The following is a 14754-nucleotide window of genomic DNA, read 5'->3' as shown; positions in this document are numbered from 1 at the left end:
TCGCGGGGCGGCGTGCCCCGTCCGCGGGAAACGCTATGCGGTGCCCGGGCGGCGCGACCCGACAGTCGGCGTGCGCGTTCGGTCGGGTCCCGGCCGGGGTTCAGGGGGCGGTGCGCTCGCCCGGGGAGGCGGAGGCCAGGTCGCCGATCACCCGGCTGGGCTTGCCCGACACCGCCGAGGCCACCAGGCGGTCCACCCCGGGCAGGGCCGACAGCCGCAGGACCAGGCGGCGCAGCCGGAGGCGCAGCGCGGTGTCGGGGAGGAACCAGGAGGTCCCGGTGAGGGCCGCGCGCTGGCGCTCCTCCACCACGGGCCGCCACCGCGCCTCGTAGCGCTCCAGCCCCTCGCGCAGGGTGGGCGCCCCGGCGAGTTCCTCGGCCAGGACGAACGCCCCGCCCACGCCCATCGAGGCGCCCTGGCCCGCCAGCAGCGACACCGCCTGGCAGGCGTCCCCGAGGAGCACCACCCGGCCCCGGGACCAGGAGTCCATCCGCACCTGGGCGACGTGGTCGTAGTAGACCTGTGCGGGCTCGGGGCACAGCTCCAGCGCCCGGGGCACCTCCCAGCCCAGGCCCGCGCAGGCCTCGCGCAGGGCCCGGCGGGGGTCCTCGGGCAGGGTGGTGTCGCGGGTCCGGTGCACGGTGAAGACGGCGACCTCGGCCCCCTCCAGGGCGTAGAACCCCATCTGGGCGCCGAGGCTGTCGGTGAGCAGGAAGCGCTGTCGGGTGCGGGCGTGCAGGGCGGCGTCCTCGAAGACGAAGGCCCCGGTGTGGAAGCCCAGGTGGTGCAGGTAGTCCTCCTCCGAGCCGAAGACCAGGCTCCGGACGGTGGAGTGGATGCCGTCGGCGCCGGCGAGCAGGTCGGCCTCCAGGACGCGGCCGTCGGACAGCCGCGCCGCGACGCCGTCGGGGCGCTCCTCCACACCCGTCAGGGCGGTGCCGTAGACCAGGTCCACGCCGGCCGGGAGGGACTCTCGCAGGGCCAGTTCCAGGTCGGGGCGCATGAGCGAGACGACGGAGCCGCCCAGGGCCTCCGCGAAGCGCTGGAATCCGACCGAGGCGCGGCGGCGGCCCCGCTCGTCGACCAGGACGGCCTCGGAGAAGTCGTGGCCGAGTTCGCGCAGGCGGGGCAGCAGGCCCATGATCCGGGCGGCGTCGTAGCCGGGGCCGAAGAAGTCGATCATGTAGCCCTGGGGGCGCGGGCCGGGGGCGCGTTCGACGACGGTGACCCGCCAGTCGTGGTGGGCCAGGCGCCGGGCCAGGGCCAGGCCGGCGATCCCGGCTCCGGCGATGACGGCGTGGGGTGTGCTCATCGTGACTCCTCAACGGCTCCGAGGAGGAGCCTGCGCAGAACGGGGACGACGGTCTCGGCGGTCAGGGAGGGGTCCAGGGGGCGGTGCAGCATGAGCCCGTCCACGGCCGAGGCGAGAACGCGGGCGGTGGTGTCGGGGTCGGGGACGCCGGCGGCGCGCATCCAGTCGGCGAGCAGGTCGCGGAAGTCGGCCAGCAGGCGGGTGAGGGCCTGGTGCAGTTCCGCGTCGCGCCCGGCGGCGAGGTAGGTCTCGATGAAGAGGACCGAGGTGGGGTCGTCGCCGGAGTAGGCGTCCAGCTTGCCGAGCATCAGGTCGAGGCCCTCCCGGGCGGTGGTGCCGGGGAGGTGGGCGGCGCCTTCGAGGACGACGCCGGACATGGTGCGCAGGGCGGCCTCGTTGAGCAGGGCGCGCAGGGAGGAGAAGTGGTAGTGGACCAGCCCGGGCCCCACCCCGGCCCGCTCGGCCAGGACCCGGGTGCTCACCCTCGCCCAGCCCCGCTCCGCGATGAGTTCCGCCGCGGCGGCCAGCAGGCGCTCCCGCACCTCCTGCGCTCGCTGTGTGGTCATGCGTCCTCCCGAACAGGTTTTGGGCGATCGCCTTGGACGAGTGCCCAAATCCGAGCATGCCACATGGCGGGGGCGCTCGTACACCCCCTACCGCTCTGCCGGGCTCACCCCCAAGGCCCCGCCCTCACGCCAGGCAGGCCCCTCGCCCACATCCGGGCCCAGCCCACAAGCCCACCCCCGCATGCGCGGGGAGCAGACGGACCCGGATTCCGCTCCCAAGGAACGCAAGGGATCATCCCCGCGTGCGCGGGGAGCAGTCGGCGTTGGTGACCGACGCGAACGGCCGGTTGGGACCATCCCCGCGTGCGCGGGGAGCAGCCGGGGCCCTGGTGAACGACGTCGGCGTCGTCGGGACCATCCCCGCGTGCGCGGGGAGCAGGTCATCCCCAGGCGCAGCATGATGACGGGCTTGGGACCATCCCCGCGTGCGCGGGGAGCAGTCCTTCACCCGCAGCGCTTCGAGTGCGTAGCGGGGACCATCCCCGCGTGCGCGGGGAGCAGGGGTAGTCGGTGGCGATGGTGCCGAACCCCTCGGGACCATCCCCGCGTGCGCGGGGAGCAGCTCGAGGCGCTGCTCGCGATCGACGTCGCCGTGGGACCATCCCCGCGTGCGCGGGGAGCAGCGCCTCCGGTAGTGCTCCGCCACCCACTCGGTGGGACCATCCCCGCGTGCGCGGGGAGCAGCCGTCCAGGGCGCCAGCGAGGGACGCGCCGTCGGGACCATCCCCGCGTGCGCGGGGAGCAGCGGGTAGATGGCGAAGCCCATGCGCAGGGCGCGGGACCATCCCCGCGTGCGCGGGGAGCAGCCCCCGCACGTGGTCCGTGAGCTTCGCCGGATGGGACCATCCCCGCGTGCGCGGGGAGCAGGCCGGGCGGCGCTGGATGATCAGCGCCCCATCGGGACCATCCCCGCGTGCGCGGGGAGCAGGACGGCTGGACGCCCGCGGGGCCGGAGAGGCTGGGACCATCCCCGCGTGCGCGGGGAGCAGGTGCCGGGGGCCGATTCGAGTTGCCGGGGTTAGGGACCATCCCCGCGTGCGCGGGGAGCAGAGGTGGGCACCGCGGGGCGCGCGCTGTAGGCGTTGGGACCATCCCCGCGTGCGCGGGGAGCAGCGCATGTACGCCAAGTCCGACGCCGACCGGATCGGGACCATCCCCGCGTGCGCGGGGAGCAGAGCCAGCACCACCGAGACCAGGACGCAACGGAGGGACCATCCCCGCGTGCGCGGGGAGCAGGGTCGCGACGGGCGCGGCGCCGGGCAGGGTCAGGGACCATCCCCGCGTGCGCGGGGAGCAGCCGCGACCTGGAGCAGGACGCGGACGGGCACGGGGACCATCCCCGCGTGCGCGGGGAGCAGCGCCGCCACGCCAAACGCGCCGCCCGCACCGGGGGACCATCCCCGCGTGCGCGGGGAGCAGGACGCGGTGACCAAGCTCTACCAGGTGGGGTTGGGACCATCCCCGCGTGCGCGGGGAGCAGACCGCGGGTTTCTTCGACCGGCCCGTTTCGATGGGACCATCCCCGCGTGCGCGGGGAGCAGATGGGCTCCAACCCCATGTCCGACCGGTACCGGGGACCATCCCCGCGTGCGCGGGGAGCAGTCGGCGGGGGGTGCGTACCCTGCGTACCCCAAGGGACCATCCCCGCGTGCGCGGGGAGCAGCCGCGAAGATCACCGGATGGCTGATCGCGCTCGGGACCATCCCCGCGTGCGCGGGGAGCAGCTTCATCATCTGGCTGATCCGCTGGACGGACAGGGACCATCCCCGCGTGCGCGGGGAGCAGGTCATTGCGGGTCTCCTCTAGGCAGGTGATCCGGGACCATCCCCGCGTGCGCGGGGAGCAGGAGGAAGGTACTGCGGATGGTGAAAGCAGAGGGGGACCATCCCCGCGTGCGCGGGGAGCAGATTGTCGCTGCTGGCGTGGGGTACCGGCAGTGGGGACCATCCCCGCGTGCGCGGGGAGCAGAGTAAATGACCTGCGCGGATACCCCTGGGAACAGGCCGATTTTATGACTTTTCAAGAAACGGACAAAACGCCCGGCCTTGCTCGGTGGGCTCTCAGGGGTTTCTACCGGATGGATCGGGTCCGGGCAACGGGAGCCGTGGATCGGCGGGCGGCGGGCGGCACGGATCCCAGCGAACGCGGCGTCTGAAATCCGCCAGCGCTCCTGCGCCCCTCGGGCGACAATCCGCTCATGACCGTTGGAGCACAGGGGATCCGCATCCGGCATCGCGGCCAAGAGCCCCAGGTCCATCCCACCGCCTACGTGGCCCCCACGGCCACGCTCGTCGGTGACGTCCGCGTGGGCCCCAGGGCCCGGGTGATGTACGGCGCGGTGCTCGACTCCGAGGGGTCCCGGATTGAGATCAGGGAGGCCGCGGTGATCTGCGAGAACGCGGTGTTGCGCGCGTCCGCGGTCGCCGGTGACCAGCCGGTGCTCGTCCACGACCACGTCTTCGTGGGCCCGCACGCCACTCTGCTGGGCTGCGAGGTCGACAGGTGCGCCTATGTGGCGACCGCGGCAACGGTTCTTCAAGGCGCGCGTTTGGGGGCCGGCGCGGTCGTCGCCGTGGGCGCACTCGTCCATGCGCGCGCGGTGGTGCCGGACGAGTTCTTCGTGCCGCCGCGCACCGTGGCGCTCGACGCGCCGCTACGGCTGCTGGCCCCGGGCGACCCGGAGCTGGCGGAGGCCATCGGACGGGTGGGCTTCGCGAAGGCGGCCTTCGGCGTCGACGCGGAGTGGACCGACCGGATCAGCCGGTACGAGCGCATCGCGGAGGTGCGCGTCGCCGAGTTCGGCACGCACGCGGACGACGAGGTCCTGAACCCCGACTAGCGCCGCGGCTCCGCCCCCTGGTCCGTGGTGAAGTGACGCGCTTCCCGGGTACCCCTCCGGCCGTGCGGTCTTCTCCGTCTGTGGTGTTCCTGGTGGCGATGGGTTGAGCCACGGGAACGCATCCGCCCGCCGGGCCCGTCCGCGCCGCGGTGGCATGGCCCCGCCGTTCTCCGCTCCCGGACGCCGCCGGTCACGCGGTACCCGCGCCGGGCCGACCACCGACGGCGCGCACCCTCGGGGCGGGGAGCGCCCTGCCGGTTCGCGGTTGCCTGTGCGCCCTCACCGAAGGGGGCCGAGACGCGGTTCGCCGAGATCGCCGCCCGTCACCTCATGCAGAAGGCTCGGGAGTCGTGTCCGTCGTCCCGGCTCCCGTATGCACGGGGAGCATTCACGAACAACCTTCTGGCACATTTATCCGGGTTCTTGTCGTATGTCCGAGAGACAGTCAAGGCGCCCTTCCCTCCCCTGCATTTTGGAGCCCCCCATGATGGGTACCTCGCACGCCGCGACCGGCCTGCTCGCCGGAGCCGCCGTCGCGGTCGCCGTCCAGACCGATCCGTTCACCGCCCTGTGGTGCGCCCTCATCGGCGGCGGCGCGGCTCTGCTCCCGGACCTGGACGAGCCCGGGTCCACGGTCGGCCGGTCGCTGGGACGGGTGACGGAGCTGGCGTCCCGCAAACTCCGGGACGCCTCCAAGGCCGTGTACCGCAGGACCGCCACCGACGTGGAGCGGCGACATCCACAGGAGGGCGGGCACCGGTACCTCACCCACACCGTGCCGGCGTGTGCGGTGTTCGGGCTGGTCGCTCTGCTGGTGTCGCTGGTGCCGTTGGGTGCGGGCCTGGTGGTGTTCGCGATGGTCGCCCTCGGACTGGGGACGGTGCTGCGGCCGATGAAGAAGCTGGGCTCACTGAGGAAGCGCAAGCACGCGACGCTGTGGATCGCCGGAGGACTGGCGGTGGCGGCGATGCTGGGGTACGAGCAGACACCGGCGTGGTGGTTGATCGGTTCGGTGGTGTTCGCGGGGGCTCTGGTGCACGTCCTCGGAGACTGGCTCACGAGGTCGGGGGTTCCGCTGGCGTGGCCGTTCGTGGTGAACGGGAAACGGTGGTGGATGTTCCGCAGCCCGGTGGCGTTCCACACGGGGAAGTCGCCGGTGGAGGTGGGGATCAGGGTGGTGTCGGTGATCGCGGCACCGGTGACGGTGCTGCTGGGGTCGCCGGTGCCGCCGGTGTGATCGGGGCGGTCTCCCTGTGGCTGACAGGCTGACAGGACCAAAGGCCATCCCCGCATGCACGGGGAGCACTGCTCCGGGGTAGCGTCGTCGGCCGACTCGCCGGGAGCATCCCCGCGTGCGCGGGGAGCACGGAAGGTCGCGGCGTAGGCTCCAGCGGGCCCCGGGACCATCCCCGCGTGCGCGGAGAGCACGACAAGACCGCGAATGCCGGGATCCGCCTGGAGAGACCATCCCCGCGTGCGCGGGGAGCACGCCATGGAGTGGTCGCGCTACCTGCGGTCGGCGGGACCATCCCCGCGTGCGCGGGGAGCACCATTTTACCAAATCAGAGGTGGTTAACCACCCGGGACCATCCCCGCGTGCGCGGGGAGCACATCGCGTACCTCGTCATCCAGCGCGCGGACCAGGGACCATCCCCGCGTGCGCGGGGAGCACACCGGAGGCACCTCGGGGAACGGGGTGGACCCGGGACCATCCCCGCGTGCGCGGGGAGCACAGTAAATGACCTGGGCATATGCCACCGGGAACCGGCCGATTTTATGACTTTTCAAGAAACAGACAAAACACCCAAGCTTCGTTCTTAAGCTCCAAGGCTTTCTACCGGACTGAGCGCACCAAGGCAACGGGCACCCCCACAGTCACCGCGATCCCACCACAAACGCCACGACGGAGAAGCCCTTGTCGGGTTCCGGGGAACACAGAACGCCCCGCCCGCATAGGTGCGGGCGGGGCGCGCAGCTCCGGTCAGGCGGCCCACTCCTTCGGAGGACGGGGGCGCCTGGGCAGCGGCCTGGGCGGTCCGGTCGGTGGGCGGGGGCGCGGGATAGGATGCGTCACCGATCCTGCTTTCTTACACGTGGAACTGTGGATTTCGGGATTGAGGGCCCCGGGGAGCGTTGCCGCGCTCTCCTGGGCCCGTTTCGCGTTCGGGACGCGAAGTCCGTTCAGGCCGCGGTGGTCCAGGGGTTGCCGGTCAGGTCGTAGGCAAGGAAGAACCACACCTGCCGGTGGTCGGCGATGCCGTTGTCGCCCCAGGATGTGGCCAGGGCATCGACCAGGGCGAGCCCCCGACCCGATTCGGCTCCCACGTCCAGCCCGGCGGGGTCGGCCACCAGGTACTCGCGCCGCCCCTCCGGGGTGGTGCGCCCGTCCGGGTGCCCCTGGTCGGTGCAGGTCAGGTGCAGGCCGGTGCGGCTGCGCTCGCAGCGCAACGTGAAGGTGCCGAACGGCCGCCCCGAGCGGGAGTGGGTGAGCGCGTTCGCGGCCAGTTCGCTTCCCAGGAGCGTGAAGAGGTACCGGTAGTCGGCGTCGCGTTCGGCGGCGCTGGCGTCCAGGAACGCCCGCACCAGCGGCATCAGCTGCGGCGAGGACCCGAACTCGTAGGAGCGCACCTTGTAGTGCGCCCGGCGGGCGTGCGGGTTGAAGTAGTGCCGGCACCGCCGCGGCACCAGCTCTCCCAGAGGCAGGGTCACCTCCGGCAACGGCGGCATCGGCGGGGGAAAGGGAACGATTGCGAGCATGACAAAGACACTCCTTGGCATGGATGTGGTGAAGAACCTCGAACGAACCCGACCGGTACGTCCATCCGCGCAGGGTGAACTTGCGCATTCCACAGGCGCGGGGGACGGCCGCGGCATAGTCTGACCAGCAAGAACCCTCACCCACCCTAGGTAAGGGAGCGCTCACCAGCCGCACATTCATCATGCTCTGGAGATTCTCCACAGTCAAGCGTTATGGAGAATCTCCAGAGAGCCTTGATAGGTTGCCCCCATGAAGAACTCCCTCAGCCCGACCATCCGCCGCCGTCGGCTCGCCCGCATCCTGCGAGACCTGCGCGAGGACTCCGGCGACACCCTCGACATCGCCGCGAAGAAATCGGGTATCCCCCGAGCCACCCTGGGCAAGTTGGAGACCGCTTCCCTCAAGCGCATCCGCCCCGCCCAAATCGACGCTCTCGCCGAGCTCTACCAGGTGGACCGGAGAGCTTGGGAGAGCATGCACCAACTCGCCAAGGACGCCGCGGAATCGGGCTGGTGGTCCAAGTACAAGGATGTCTTCAGTTCCAGCGGGCTTCCCTCTTTCGAGGTCGAGGCCTCGTTCATCCGGGTCTATGAAGCCCAGGTGATCCCCGGCCTGCTCCAGACCCCCGACTACACGCGGGCCGTCTTCCTTGGCGCCAACGCCTACTCCGAAGAGCGCATTCAGCGCCATGTGCAAGCCCGCATGGAACGCCAGGAGATCCTGAACCGGCTTCACCCACCGGAGTACGCCGCAGTCATCGATGAAGCAGCCCTACGTCGGCATGCGGGTGGGGACGCCGTCATGCGCGAACAGTTCCAACACTTGGTCGAAATGGCTACGAAGCCCAACGTCGCCATCCAGGTACTGCCCTTCACAGCAGGGATGCACGCCGCCAATCTGGGCAGCTTCCAGATCATGGAGTTCCCGGAGCCAAGCGATCCGACCATCGGCTACGCCGAGACCCCCACATCCACCCTGTATGTGGAGGGGCCGGATGAGATACGCCGATACGATGCCATGTGGCGTGAGGCGAGCAGTGCCGCGCTGACCGTGGCCCAGAGCATAGACTTCGTTCGCGACATGAGCGAACCGCTGAAGGATTCATCGTGACAGATCTCGTTTTTCGCAAGAGCAGCTACAGCGGTGCTGGTGAGAACTGCGTCGAGGTCGCGCACATCCCTGTGAACTTCCGGAAGAGCAGCCACAGCGGGCAAGGGCAGAACTGTGTCGAGGTCGCGGACCTGCCCTGCGGGGCGGCCGTCCGGGACTCCAAGCACCCCACCGCCGGGCACCTTCCCTTCCCCTCCCCCGAGTGGGCGGCCTTCCTCCGCTCCACGCTGTCTTAATAGTGGTCCCGCGGGTCGTGGTGCGCCCCTCCGGTCACCGGCGGGGCACACCACGGCCGACCTCGACCCCCCTCACGGTCCTTCGAACCGCAGGTCCTCGATCGCCGACAGGTCGATGCCGTAGCGGGTGTACAGCTTGACGGTGTTCTCCCCCGTCAGCTCCTCCTCCGCGTACCCCAGCAGCGCAGCCACCCGCACCACCTCTCCGCGGCTGTCGGCCTCGATCTCCAGGTACGTAGGGATCCGGGGCCAGCTGTCGATCTCCAGCCGCGCCCCCTCCAGCACGAAACTGTGCCTGCGGTTCTCCTGGTAGGCCTTCGCCGTGTACCCCAGCTTCCCCAGCAGCACGTTCGCCGTCTCGAAGTCCCCCACCTCGGTCTCGGTCTCCCGCGTGCCGTCGATGGCGTCGGAGACGATCTCCTTCACCGCGAGCGTCACCCGCTCCCCCGTGTCCCGCAGCCGCACCCACCGGGACACGTCCCCCTCCGGCGCGAGGTCGTACACGTAACGCCGCTGGAGCACCTCCCCCAGGTCCGTTCCGCCCTTGTCGAGGATGAGCCGGGCCACCCGTTCGGGGTCGACCTCCAGCACCCTGGCCTCGTACTCGACGTCCCCGCCCGCGCTCAAGCGTCCGCCCCCTTGACCAGCGGCGCGTCCCACGTGAACTTGTGGAACCCCACGCTGTAGTACAGCCCGCGCGCCGACGGGTGCCCGGGCGCCCCCAGGCAGGCCACCGTCGCGTGCACGGCCCCCGCCCCCTTCGCCAGCCCCATCCCGCGCAGGAGCATCGCCCGCCCCAGCCCGAGGCGCCGGTAGTCCGGGTGGGTCCCGACCGGCTCGAACTCGACGGTCCGGTTCACCTCGTCGAACCACATGATCCCCGAGGACGCCATCGTCCCGTCCGGCGCCTCCACCAGGACGTGCAGGTCACCGCGGTACGCGGCCGTCGCCCGCACGCCCTCGTACGCCTCGATCGAGTACGCGGAGGGACGCCACGCGTCCAGGTGGGCCTGGACGGCGGCCTCGGCCCCCGCCTCGTCGGCGGTGCGGAACCGGAAGCCGTCCGGCAGCTCCGGCCGTTCGATGTCGGTGAGGTCCCGCTGGTTGAACTGGGTCCAGGACCCCTCGTCCCCGAGCGCGTCCGGGTCGGTCCCGTACCCGTGCGCCGCCCACCGCTCCAGGGCGGCCCCGTCGAGGGCGCACGGCAGCACCGAGCGCTCCAGCCCCGGCGCGGTCGCGTCGAACCAGTCGATCACCTCGTCCAGCAGCCCCGCGTGGTCGGGATGGACCTGGTGAGCCAGGTAGGCACCGGTGACCTCCTTGACCGTCCCGTCGCTGAGCCGCGCCCGGCGCGGCAGCTGCGCCCACCCCCACGCCACCAGGTCACCGTCGGAGAACCACAGCCGGCGCCGCCACTTGTCGGCGAAGGCCGCATGCCCCCTGCCCCAGTTCCAGGCCAGTTCGCCGTAGGACGCGTCGCTGTTCACCAGTTCCGGGTGGGTGGCGGTGAGGCGCTGCGCCAACCCCTGCATGAGTTCCACGTCCGCGGCGGTCAAAAGTTCCGAGCTCGTCATGGTGCCCCACCGTGTCAGGGCGCCGCGGAGCCGTCGACCGATTTTCCGCTCCCGCCCACCGCGTCCGCCCTTGCCAGGCCCTCCCCGCTCCCCCGCCCGCACCCGCCGCCTTCCGGCCGGGCCGACACACCCGCCCCGCACGCCGCCCCGCCCGCCCGCGCCCGGCCCCGGGTCACCCCTCCGACGAACCGCCGTGGACGGCCGCGTAGACGCGTTCGGCGTAGTCGTCCAGGGCGTCGGAGCAGGCGCGCAGGCGCTCGGCGGCGTCCCGGGCCTGCGGAAGCGCGAGGACGTCGCGCTTCTTGAGGTCGCGGAACCAGCGGCGCAGCCGCTCCAGGCTCTGCTCCTCTTCCTCCAGCTCCGCGAAGGTGAACTTCTCCTTCGCGATCTCCTTGGCGATCTCCTCCAGGAACCGGCCGCAGTCGGTGGCGTACTCGCCCCACTCGTCCACCCGCGCCGCCGTGAAGGCGTCCACGATGAACTCCCGCGCCGCCGCGTCGCGCGGCTCGACGTCGAACACCGCCACCCGCCCGCCGCCCTCGGCCGCCAGTTCCCCGGCCCGGGCCGCCGCCTCGCGGAAGACCTCCGCCGCCGGCAGCGCCCAGGTCCCCTGGGACACCGGCACGGCGCCCGCCCGCCGCAGCTCCCGCCACACCGCGACGCGGTGCCGGGACGGCCTGGCCGGCACCTGTACCACCGCGAGCATCCACCGCACCGCATCGTCCGTCACAGGCCCGACCGTAACACTCGGTTCCGCGGCCGGGAGCCGGTGGGGCGGGAGCCGGTGGACCGGGATCCGCTCCCGGCCTCCCGGGCCGCTCCGCTCCGAACCGGTCCGGGCGGTGCCGCCACCATCCCCTTCCCCACCCCTCTTCAGGCCCGCAGTAACAGGTGTTACATTCACCTACGTGACGGCATCCTCCTCCATGCGCCCCGTGGCCCCGCTCTACCTCGCCGGCTTCACCACCGCGTTCGGCGCCCACGGCGTCGCCGGCGTACTCGGCGCCCAGAGCGACGACATCGGCCTGTCCCTGATCCACCTGGGCCTCATGCTCGCCCTCTACGACGTGGCCGAAGTGGTCCTCAAGCCGCTCTTCGGCGCGCTCAGCGACCGGATCGGCCCCAGGCCCGTGATCGTCGGCGGCCTGGTAGCGTTCACCGCCGCGTCGCTGCTCGCGCTCATCTCCCCCACTCCGCTGCTGCTCGGCCTGGCCCGGCTCGGGTAGGGCGCCGCCGCCTCGGCGTTCTCCCCCGCCTCCTCGGCCGCGGTCGCGCGCCTGGCCGGGCGGGAGCGGCTGGGCCGCTCCTTCGGCCGGTACGGCGCGTGGAAGAGCCTGGGCTACGTCCTGGGCCCGCTCATCGGCGTCGGCCTCGCCCACCTGTGGGGCATCGGGTCGCTCTACCTGGCGCTGGGGCTGCTGTCCGCCGTCGCCGCCGTGTGGGTGCTGCTCGCCGTTCCCACCCTGCCGGTCGTGCCCCGCCCCCGGTACACCGTCGCCGACCTGGTCCGGCAGACCACCGAACGCGGCTTCCTCGTCCCCACCCTGCTGCTCGCCACCACGACCGCGGTCCTGGGCGTCGCCGTCGGCTTCCTCCCCCTGCTGGCCGTCCGCCTGGAGCTGCACCCCCTGGCCGGGGCCGCGGCCGTCGCGCTGCTCGCGCTCGCCTCGACCCTGGTCCAGCCGGCCGTCGGACGCCTGCGCGACGAGGACCGGGTGGGCACCCGCACCGGGGGCATGCTGGGCCTGTGGGCGGCCGCCGCCGCGCTCCTGCTGCTGGCACTGCTCCCGAACGCGGTCACGCTGTTCGCCTGCGCCGCGGTGATCGGCCTGGCCGTCGGCACCGTCACCCCGCTGGCCTTCGCCCACCTGGCCGCCGTCACCCCCGAGGAGCGCATGGGCCGGACGATGGGCAACGCCGAACTCGGCCGCGAGCTGGGCGACGCGGGCGGTCCGCTGCTCGTCGGCGCGGTCGCCACCGCGGCCGGTCTGCCCGCCGCCCTCGCGACCCTGGCCGCGGCCGCCCTGGGCGGCGGGGTCCTGAGCCGGACCGCCCTGCGGCCCCCGCGAGAGCACAGAGGGCCCGGTGGCCCCGGTGCCCCTGGAGAACCCGGCGCCCCCGCAGACCCCGGGGAGCCCGGGGAGGGCACGGGCGTCCGACCCGCGCCGTAGGCTGAACCCGCACGTGAGAAAGGGGATCGGCATGGCCGGGGAGACGCAGGTCGAAACGACGGTGGCCGAGGTGATGGCCGAGCTGGCCGCGCTGGAGGACCCCAAGGTCCGCCGGGTCAACGAGAAGCACGGCGACGACCACGGCGTGAACCTCACGAAGCTGCGCGCGGTCGCCAAGCGGCTGAAGACACAGCAGGACCTGGCGGTCGAACTGTGGGCGACCGGCGACACGGCGGCGCGCCTGCTGGCGCTGCTGGTCTGCCGCCCCAAGGCGTTCGGGCGCGAGGAGCTGGACACCATGCTGCGCGAGGCGCGCAGGCCCAAGGTGCAGGACTGGCTCGTCAACTACGTGGTCAAGAAGAGCCCGCACGCCGAGGAGCTGCGCCTGGCCTGGTTCGCCGACCCGGACCCGGTGGTCGCGAGCGCCGGGTGGGCGCTGATCACCGACCGCGTGGCGAAGCGGCCCGAGGGCCTGGACCTGGCCGGGCTGCTCGACACCGTCGAGGCGCGGATGAAGGACGCCCCCGACCGCTTGCAGTGGGCGATGAACGAGTGCCTGGCCCGGATCGGGATCGAGCACCCCGGGTACCGGGAGCGGGCGATCGGGATCGGGGAGCGCCTGCGGGTGCTGGAGGACTACCCCACTCCCCCCGGCTGCACGTCCCCGTTCGCGCCCGTCTGGATCCGGGAGATGGTGCGTCGGCAGGAGGCGTAGGCCCCGCGCGCCGGATCGGACAACGAGGCCGAAAACTCCCCTACGATGTTCGGGCCGACTTCCCGAATCCCCCCGCATCCGCCAATCCCGGGAAGCGGCCGACACCGAGGAGATCGCTGATGGGCTACGCCATGCCCGGGCTGTGGGTCACCGAGCACACGGTCACCGTCCCCCTGGACTGGTCCGACCCCGGCGGGGAGCGGATCGAGCTCTTCGTCCGGGAGCTGGTCGCCCCCGAGCGCAAGGGGGACGACCTCCCCCTGCTCGCCTTCCTCCAGGGCGGACCCGGCGGGGCCAACCCCCGCCCGCTGGAGCCCTCCGGCTGGATCGGGGAGGCCGTCGGCGAGTACCGGATCGTCCTGGTCGACCAGCGCGGCACCGGGCGCAGCACGCCCCTGGACGCGCGGGCCGTCGCCGAACGCGGCGACGCCGCCGCCGGGGCCGACTACCTGTCCCGGTTCCGCGCCGACTCGATCGTGCGCGACATGGAGCACGTCCGGCAGTCCGTCTACGGCGGCAGGCGCTGGACCACCCTGGCCCAGAGCTACGGCGGCTGGCTGACCCTGGCCTACCTCTCCCACGCCCCCGAGGCCCTCAACGCCTGCTACATCTGCGGCGGCGTCCCCGGCGTGCCCGCCGACGTGGAGGAGGTGTACCGCCGGACCTTCACCCGGGTGGAGCGCAAGACCGCCGAGTACCGCCGCCGCTACCCGCAGGACGTGGAGGCCGTGGCGGCGATCGCCGACCACCTGGCCGCGAACGACGTGCGCCTGCCCGACGGCGACCGGCTCACCGTCCGCCGGTTCCAGACCCTGGGCATCGAGTTCGGCCGCAAGCCCGGGTTCGAGCGGATGCACTGGCTGGTGGAGAGCGCGTTCATCCGCCCCGGCCGACTGTCCGACGGCTTCCTCCAGGAGGTGCTGGTGCGCACCTCCAGCGCCGCCGACCCGCTGTACTGGACCCTCCAGGAGGCGATCTACGCCGACCGCCCCGGCACCGCCACCGCCTGGGCTGCCCAGCGCGAGCGCGACCGGCGCCCGGTGTTCGCCGAGGACGCCCGGCCGCTGATGTTCACCGGCGAGATGGCCTTCCCGTGGATGTTCGAGGAGGTGCGGCTGCTGAAGGAGCTGCGCCCGGCGGTGGAGGAGCTGGCCCGGCGCACCGACTGGCCGCCGCTGTACGACGAGAAGCGCCTGGCCGCCAACGAGGTCCCCGTGGCGGCCGCCGTGTACTACGACGACCTGTACGTGGACGCCCACCTGCAACTGGACACCCTGGAGGGGGTGGGGAACTCGTGGGCGTGGGTCACCAACGAGTTCGAGCACGACGGCATCCACTCCGGCCGGGTGTTCGGGCGGCTGCGGGAGTCGGTGCGCGACCGCGGGGGCGAGCCCCGCTGAGCGGCCCGGGGCCCCGGACGGCCGCGCGCCGCCGCTGACCGGCCGCGGCCCCGCCCCCGTGCGGGGGCGGGGC

Annotated in this window: 12 protein-coding genes, 1 pseudogene and 2 CRISPR repeat arrays; of the genes and pseudogenes, 7 read left to right on the top strand and 6 right to left on the bottom strand. The window is 72.5% G+C overall.

Going from position 1 to position 14754, the window contains the following annotated elements; all coding sequences use genetic code 11:
• Window positions 1–100: 100 nt before the first annotated feature.
• The gene (locus ACFVNO_RS14365) at window positions 101–1312 is read right to left on the bottom strand and encodes an FAD-dependent monooxygenase (RefSeq protein WP_378892641.1); all 1212 of its coding nucleotides are present in this window, start codon (window positions 1310–1312) and stop codon (window positions 101–103) included.
• The gene (locus ACFVNO_RS14360; protein WP_378892638.1) at window positions 1309–1878 is read right to left on the bottom strand and encodes a TetR/AcrR family transcriptional regulator; all 570 of its coding nucleotides are present in this window, start codon (window positions 1876–1878) and stop codon (window positions 1309–1311) included. The genes ACFVNO_RS14365 and ACFVNO_RS14360 overlap by 4 nt, the downstream gene beginning before the upstream one ends.
• Before the next feature lie 167 nt (window positions 1879–2045).
• Window positions 2046–3846: direct repeats of the CRISPR family, unit length 29 nt; unit sequence GGGACCATCCCCGCGTGCGCGGGGAGCAG.
• A gap of 229 nt (window positions 3847–4075) precedes the next feature.
• Between ACFVNO_RS14360 and ACFVNO_RS14355 the strand changes: the two genes are divergently transcribed.
• Together ACFVNO_RS14355 and ACFVNO_RS14350 are read left to right on the top strand one after the other, a co-directional pair.
• The gene (locus ACFVNO_RS14355) at window positions 4076–4717 is read left to right on the top strand and encodes a gamma carbonic anhydrase family protein (RefSeq protein ID WP_378892635.1); all 642 of its coding nucleotides are present in this window, start codon (window positions 4076–4078) and stop codon (window positions 4715–4717) included.
• Window positions 4718–5201: 484 nt separating this feature from the next.
• Window positions 5202–5954 carry a metal-dependent hydrolase gene (locus tag ACFVNO_RS14350; protein WP_220560859.1) on the top strand — a complete coding sequence of 251 codons (753 nt, stop codon included), beginning with the start codon at window positions 5202–5204 and terminating at the stop codon, window positions 5952–5954.
• A 40-nt stretch (window positions 5955–5994) separates the two neighbouring features.
• Window positions 5995–6450: direct repeats of the CRISPR family, unit length 29 nt; unit sequence GGGACCATCCCCGCGTGCGCGGGGAGCAC.
• A gap of 448 nt (window positions 6451–6898) precedes the next feature.
• On the opposite strand, the gene ACFVNO_RS14345 is transcribed toward ACFVNO_RS14350, so the two are convergent.
• Window positions 6899–7474 (bottom strand): ATP-binding protein, encoded by a 576-nt coding sequence (locus ACFVNO_RS14345; protein ID WP_378892631.1) that lies wholly within the window; start codon window positions 7472–7474, stop codon window positions 6899–6901.
• 250 nt (window positions 7475–7724) lie between these two features.
• On the opposite strand from ACFVNO_RS14345, the gene ACFVNO_RS14340 reads away from it, so the two are divergent.
• Both ACFVNO_RS14340 and ACFVNO_RS14335 read left to right on the top strand, forming a co-directional pair.
• On the top strand, window positions 7725–8585 hold the full coding sequence (locus ACFVNO_RS14340; RefSeq protein WP_220560858.1) for a DUF5753 domain-containing protein: 861 nt from the start codon (window positions 7725–7727) through the stop codon (window positions 8583–8585).
• Window positions 8582–8821 (top strand): DUF397 domain-containing protein, encoded by a 240-nt coding sequence (locus tag ACFVNO_RS14335; RefSeq protein WP_378892627.1) that lies wholly within the window; start codon window positions 8582–8584, stop codon window positions 8819–8821. Before ACFVNO_RS14340 ends, ACFVNO_RS14335 begins: the two co-directional genes overlap by 4 nt.
• Window positions 8822–8893: 72 nt before the next feature.
• Here ACFVNO_RS14335 and ACFVNO_RS14330 read toward each other — a convergent pair whose 3' ends face one another.
• From ACFVNO_RS14330 to ACFVNO_RS14320, 3 genes are all read right to left on the bottom strand, one after another.
• Window positions 8894–9448 (bottom strand): CYTH domain-containing protein, encoded by a 555-nt coding sequence (locus ACFVNO_RS14330; protein ID WP_378892624.1) that lies wholly within the window; start codon window positions 9446–9448, stop codon window positions 8894–8896.
• Window positions 9445–10395 (bottom strand): GNAT family N-acetyltransferase, encoded by a 951-nt coding sequence (locus ACFVNO_RS14325; RefSeq protein ID WP_378892621.1) that lies wholly within the window; start codon window positions 10393–10395, stop codon window positions 9445–9447. Before ACFVNO_RS14325 ends, ACFVNO_RS14330 begins: the two co-directional genes overlap by 4 nt.
• Before the next feature lie 172 nt (window positions 10396–10567).
• On the bottom strand, window positions 10568–11125 hold the full coding sequence (locus tag ACFVNO_RS14320) for a Chromate resistance protein ChrB (protein WP_378892618.1): 558 nt from the start codon (window positions 11123–11125) through the stop codon (window positions 10568–10570).
• 196 nt (window positions 11126–11321) lie between these two features.
• On the opposite strand from ACFVNO_RS14320, the pseudogene ACFVNO_RS14315 reads away from it, so the two are divergent.
• The 3 genes and pseudogenes from ACFVNO_RS14315 (at window position 11322) to ACFVNO_RS14305 (ending at window position 14681) form a co-directional block, all read left to right on the top strand.
• A pseudogene (locus tag ACFVNO_RS14315) lies at window positions 11322–12566 on the top strand (MFS transporter).
• A 31-nt stretch (window positions 12567–12597) separates the two neighbouring features.
• Window positions 12598–13281, top strand: coding sequence for a DNA alkylation repair protein (locus tag ACFVNO_RS14310; RefSeq protein ID WP_378892615.1), 684 nt, complete (start codon window positions 12598–12600; stop codon window positions 13279–13281).
• Between the two features lie 119 nt (window positions 13282–13400).
• On the top strand, window positions 13401–14681 hold the full coding sequence (locus ACFVNO_RS14305) for an alpha/beta fold hydrolase (RefSeq protein WP_378892612.1): 1281 nt from the start codon (window positions 13401–13403) through the stop codon (window positions 14679–14681).
• The last annotated feature ends 73 nt before the right edge of the window (window positions 14682–14754 follow it).

This window comes from Nocardiopsis sp. NPDC057823 (assembly GCF_042797335.1).
Taxonomy (GTDB): domain Bacteria; phylum Actinomycetota; class Actinomycetes; order Streptosporangiales; family Streptosporangiaceae; genus Nocardiopsis; species Nocardiopsis changdeensis.
The sequence above is the reverse complement of the archived record's forward strand: the minus strand, read 5'-3'. Positions and strand labels throughout refer to the sequence as shown.

Excerpts from the sequence above, each read along its gene's own strand:
- ACFVNO_RS14365 (WP_378892641.1), bottom strand. The coding sequence starts at position 1,312 with ATGAGCACACCCCACGCCGTCATCGCCGGAGCCGGGATCGCCGGCCTG.
- ACFVNO_RS14310 (WP_378892615.1), top strand. The coding sequence starts at position 12,598 with ATGGCCGGGGAGACGCAGGTCGAAACGACGGTGGCCGAGGTGATGGCC.
- ACFVNO_RS14355 (WP_378892635.1), top strand. The coding sequence starts at position 4,076 with ATGACCGTTGGAGCACAGGGGATCCGCATCCGGCATCGCGGCCAAGAG.
- ACFVNO_RS14305 (WP_378892612.1), top strand. The coding sequence starts at position 13,401 with ATGGGCTACGCCATGCCCGGGCTGTGGGTCACCGAGCACACGGTCACC.
- ACFVNO_RS14345 (WP_378892631.1), bottom strand. The coding sequence starts at position 7,474 with ATGCTCGCAATCGTTCCCTTTCCCCCGCCGATGCCGCCGTTGCCGGAG.
- ACFVNO_RS14340 (WP_220560858.1), top strand. The coding sequence starts at position 7,725 with ATGAAGAACTCCCTCAGCCCGACCATCCGCCGCCGTCGGCTCGCCCGC.
- ACFVNO_RS14325 (WP_378892621.1), bottom strand. The coding sequence starts at position 10,395 with ATGACGAGCTCGGAACTTTTGACCGCCGCGGACGTGGAACTCATGCAG.
- ACFVNO_RS14350 (WP_220560859.1), top strand. The coding sequence starts at position 5,202 with ATGATGGGTACCTCGCACGCCGCGACCGGCCTGCTCGCCGGAGCCGCC.
- ACFVNO_RS14360 (WP_378892638.1), bottom strand. The coding sequence starts at position 1,878 with ATGACCACACAGCGAGCGCAGGAGGTGCGGGAGCGCCTGCTGGCCGCC.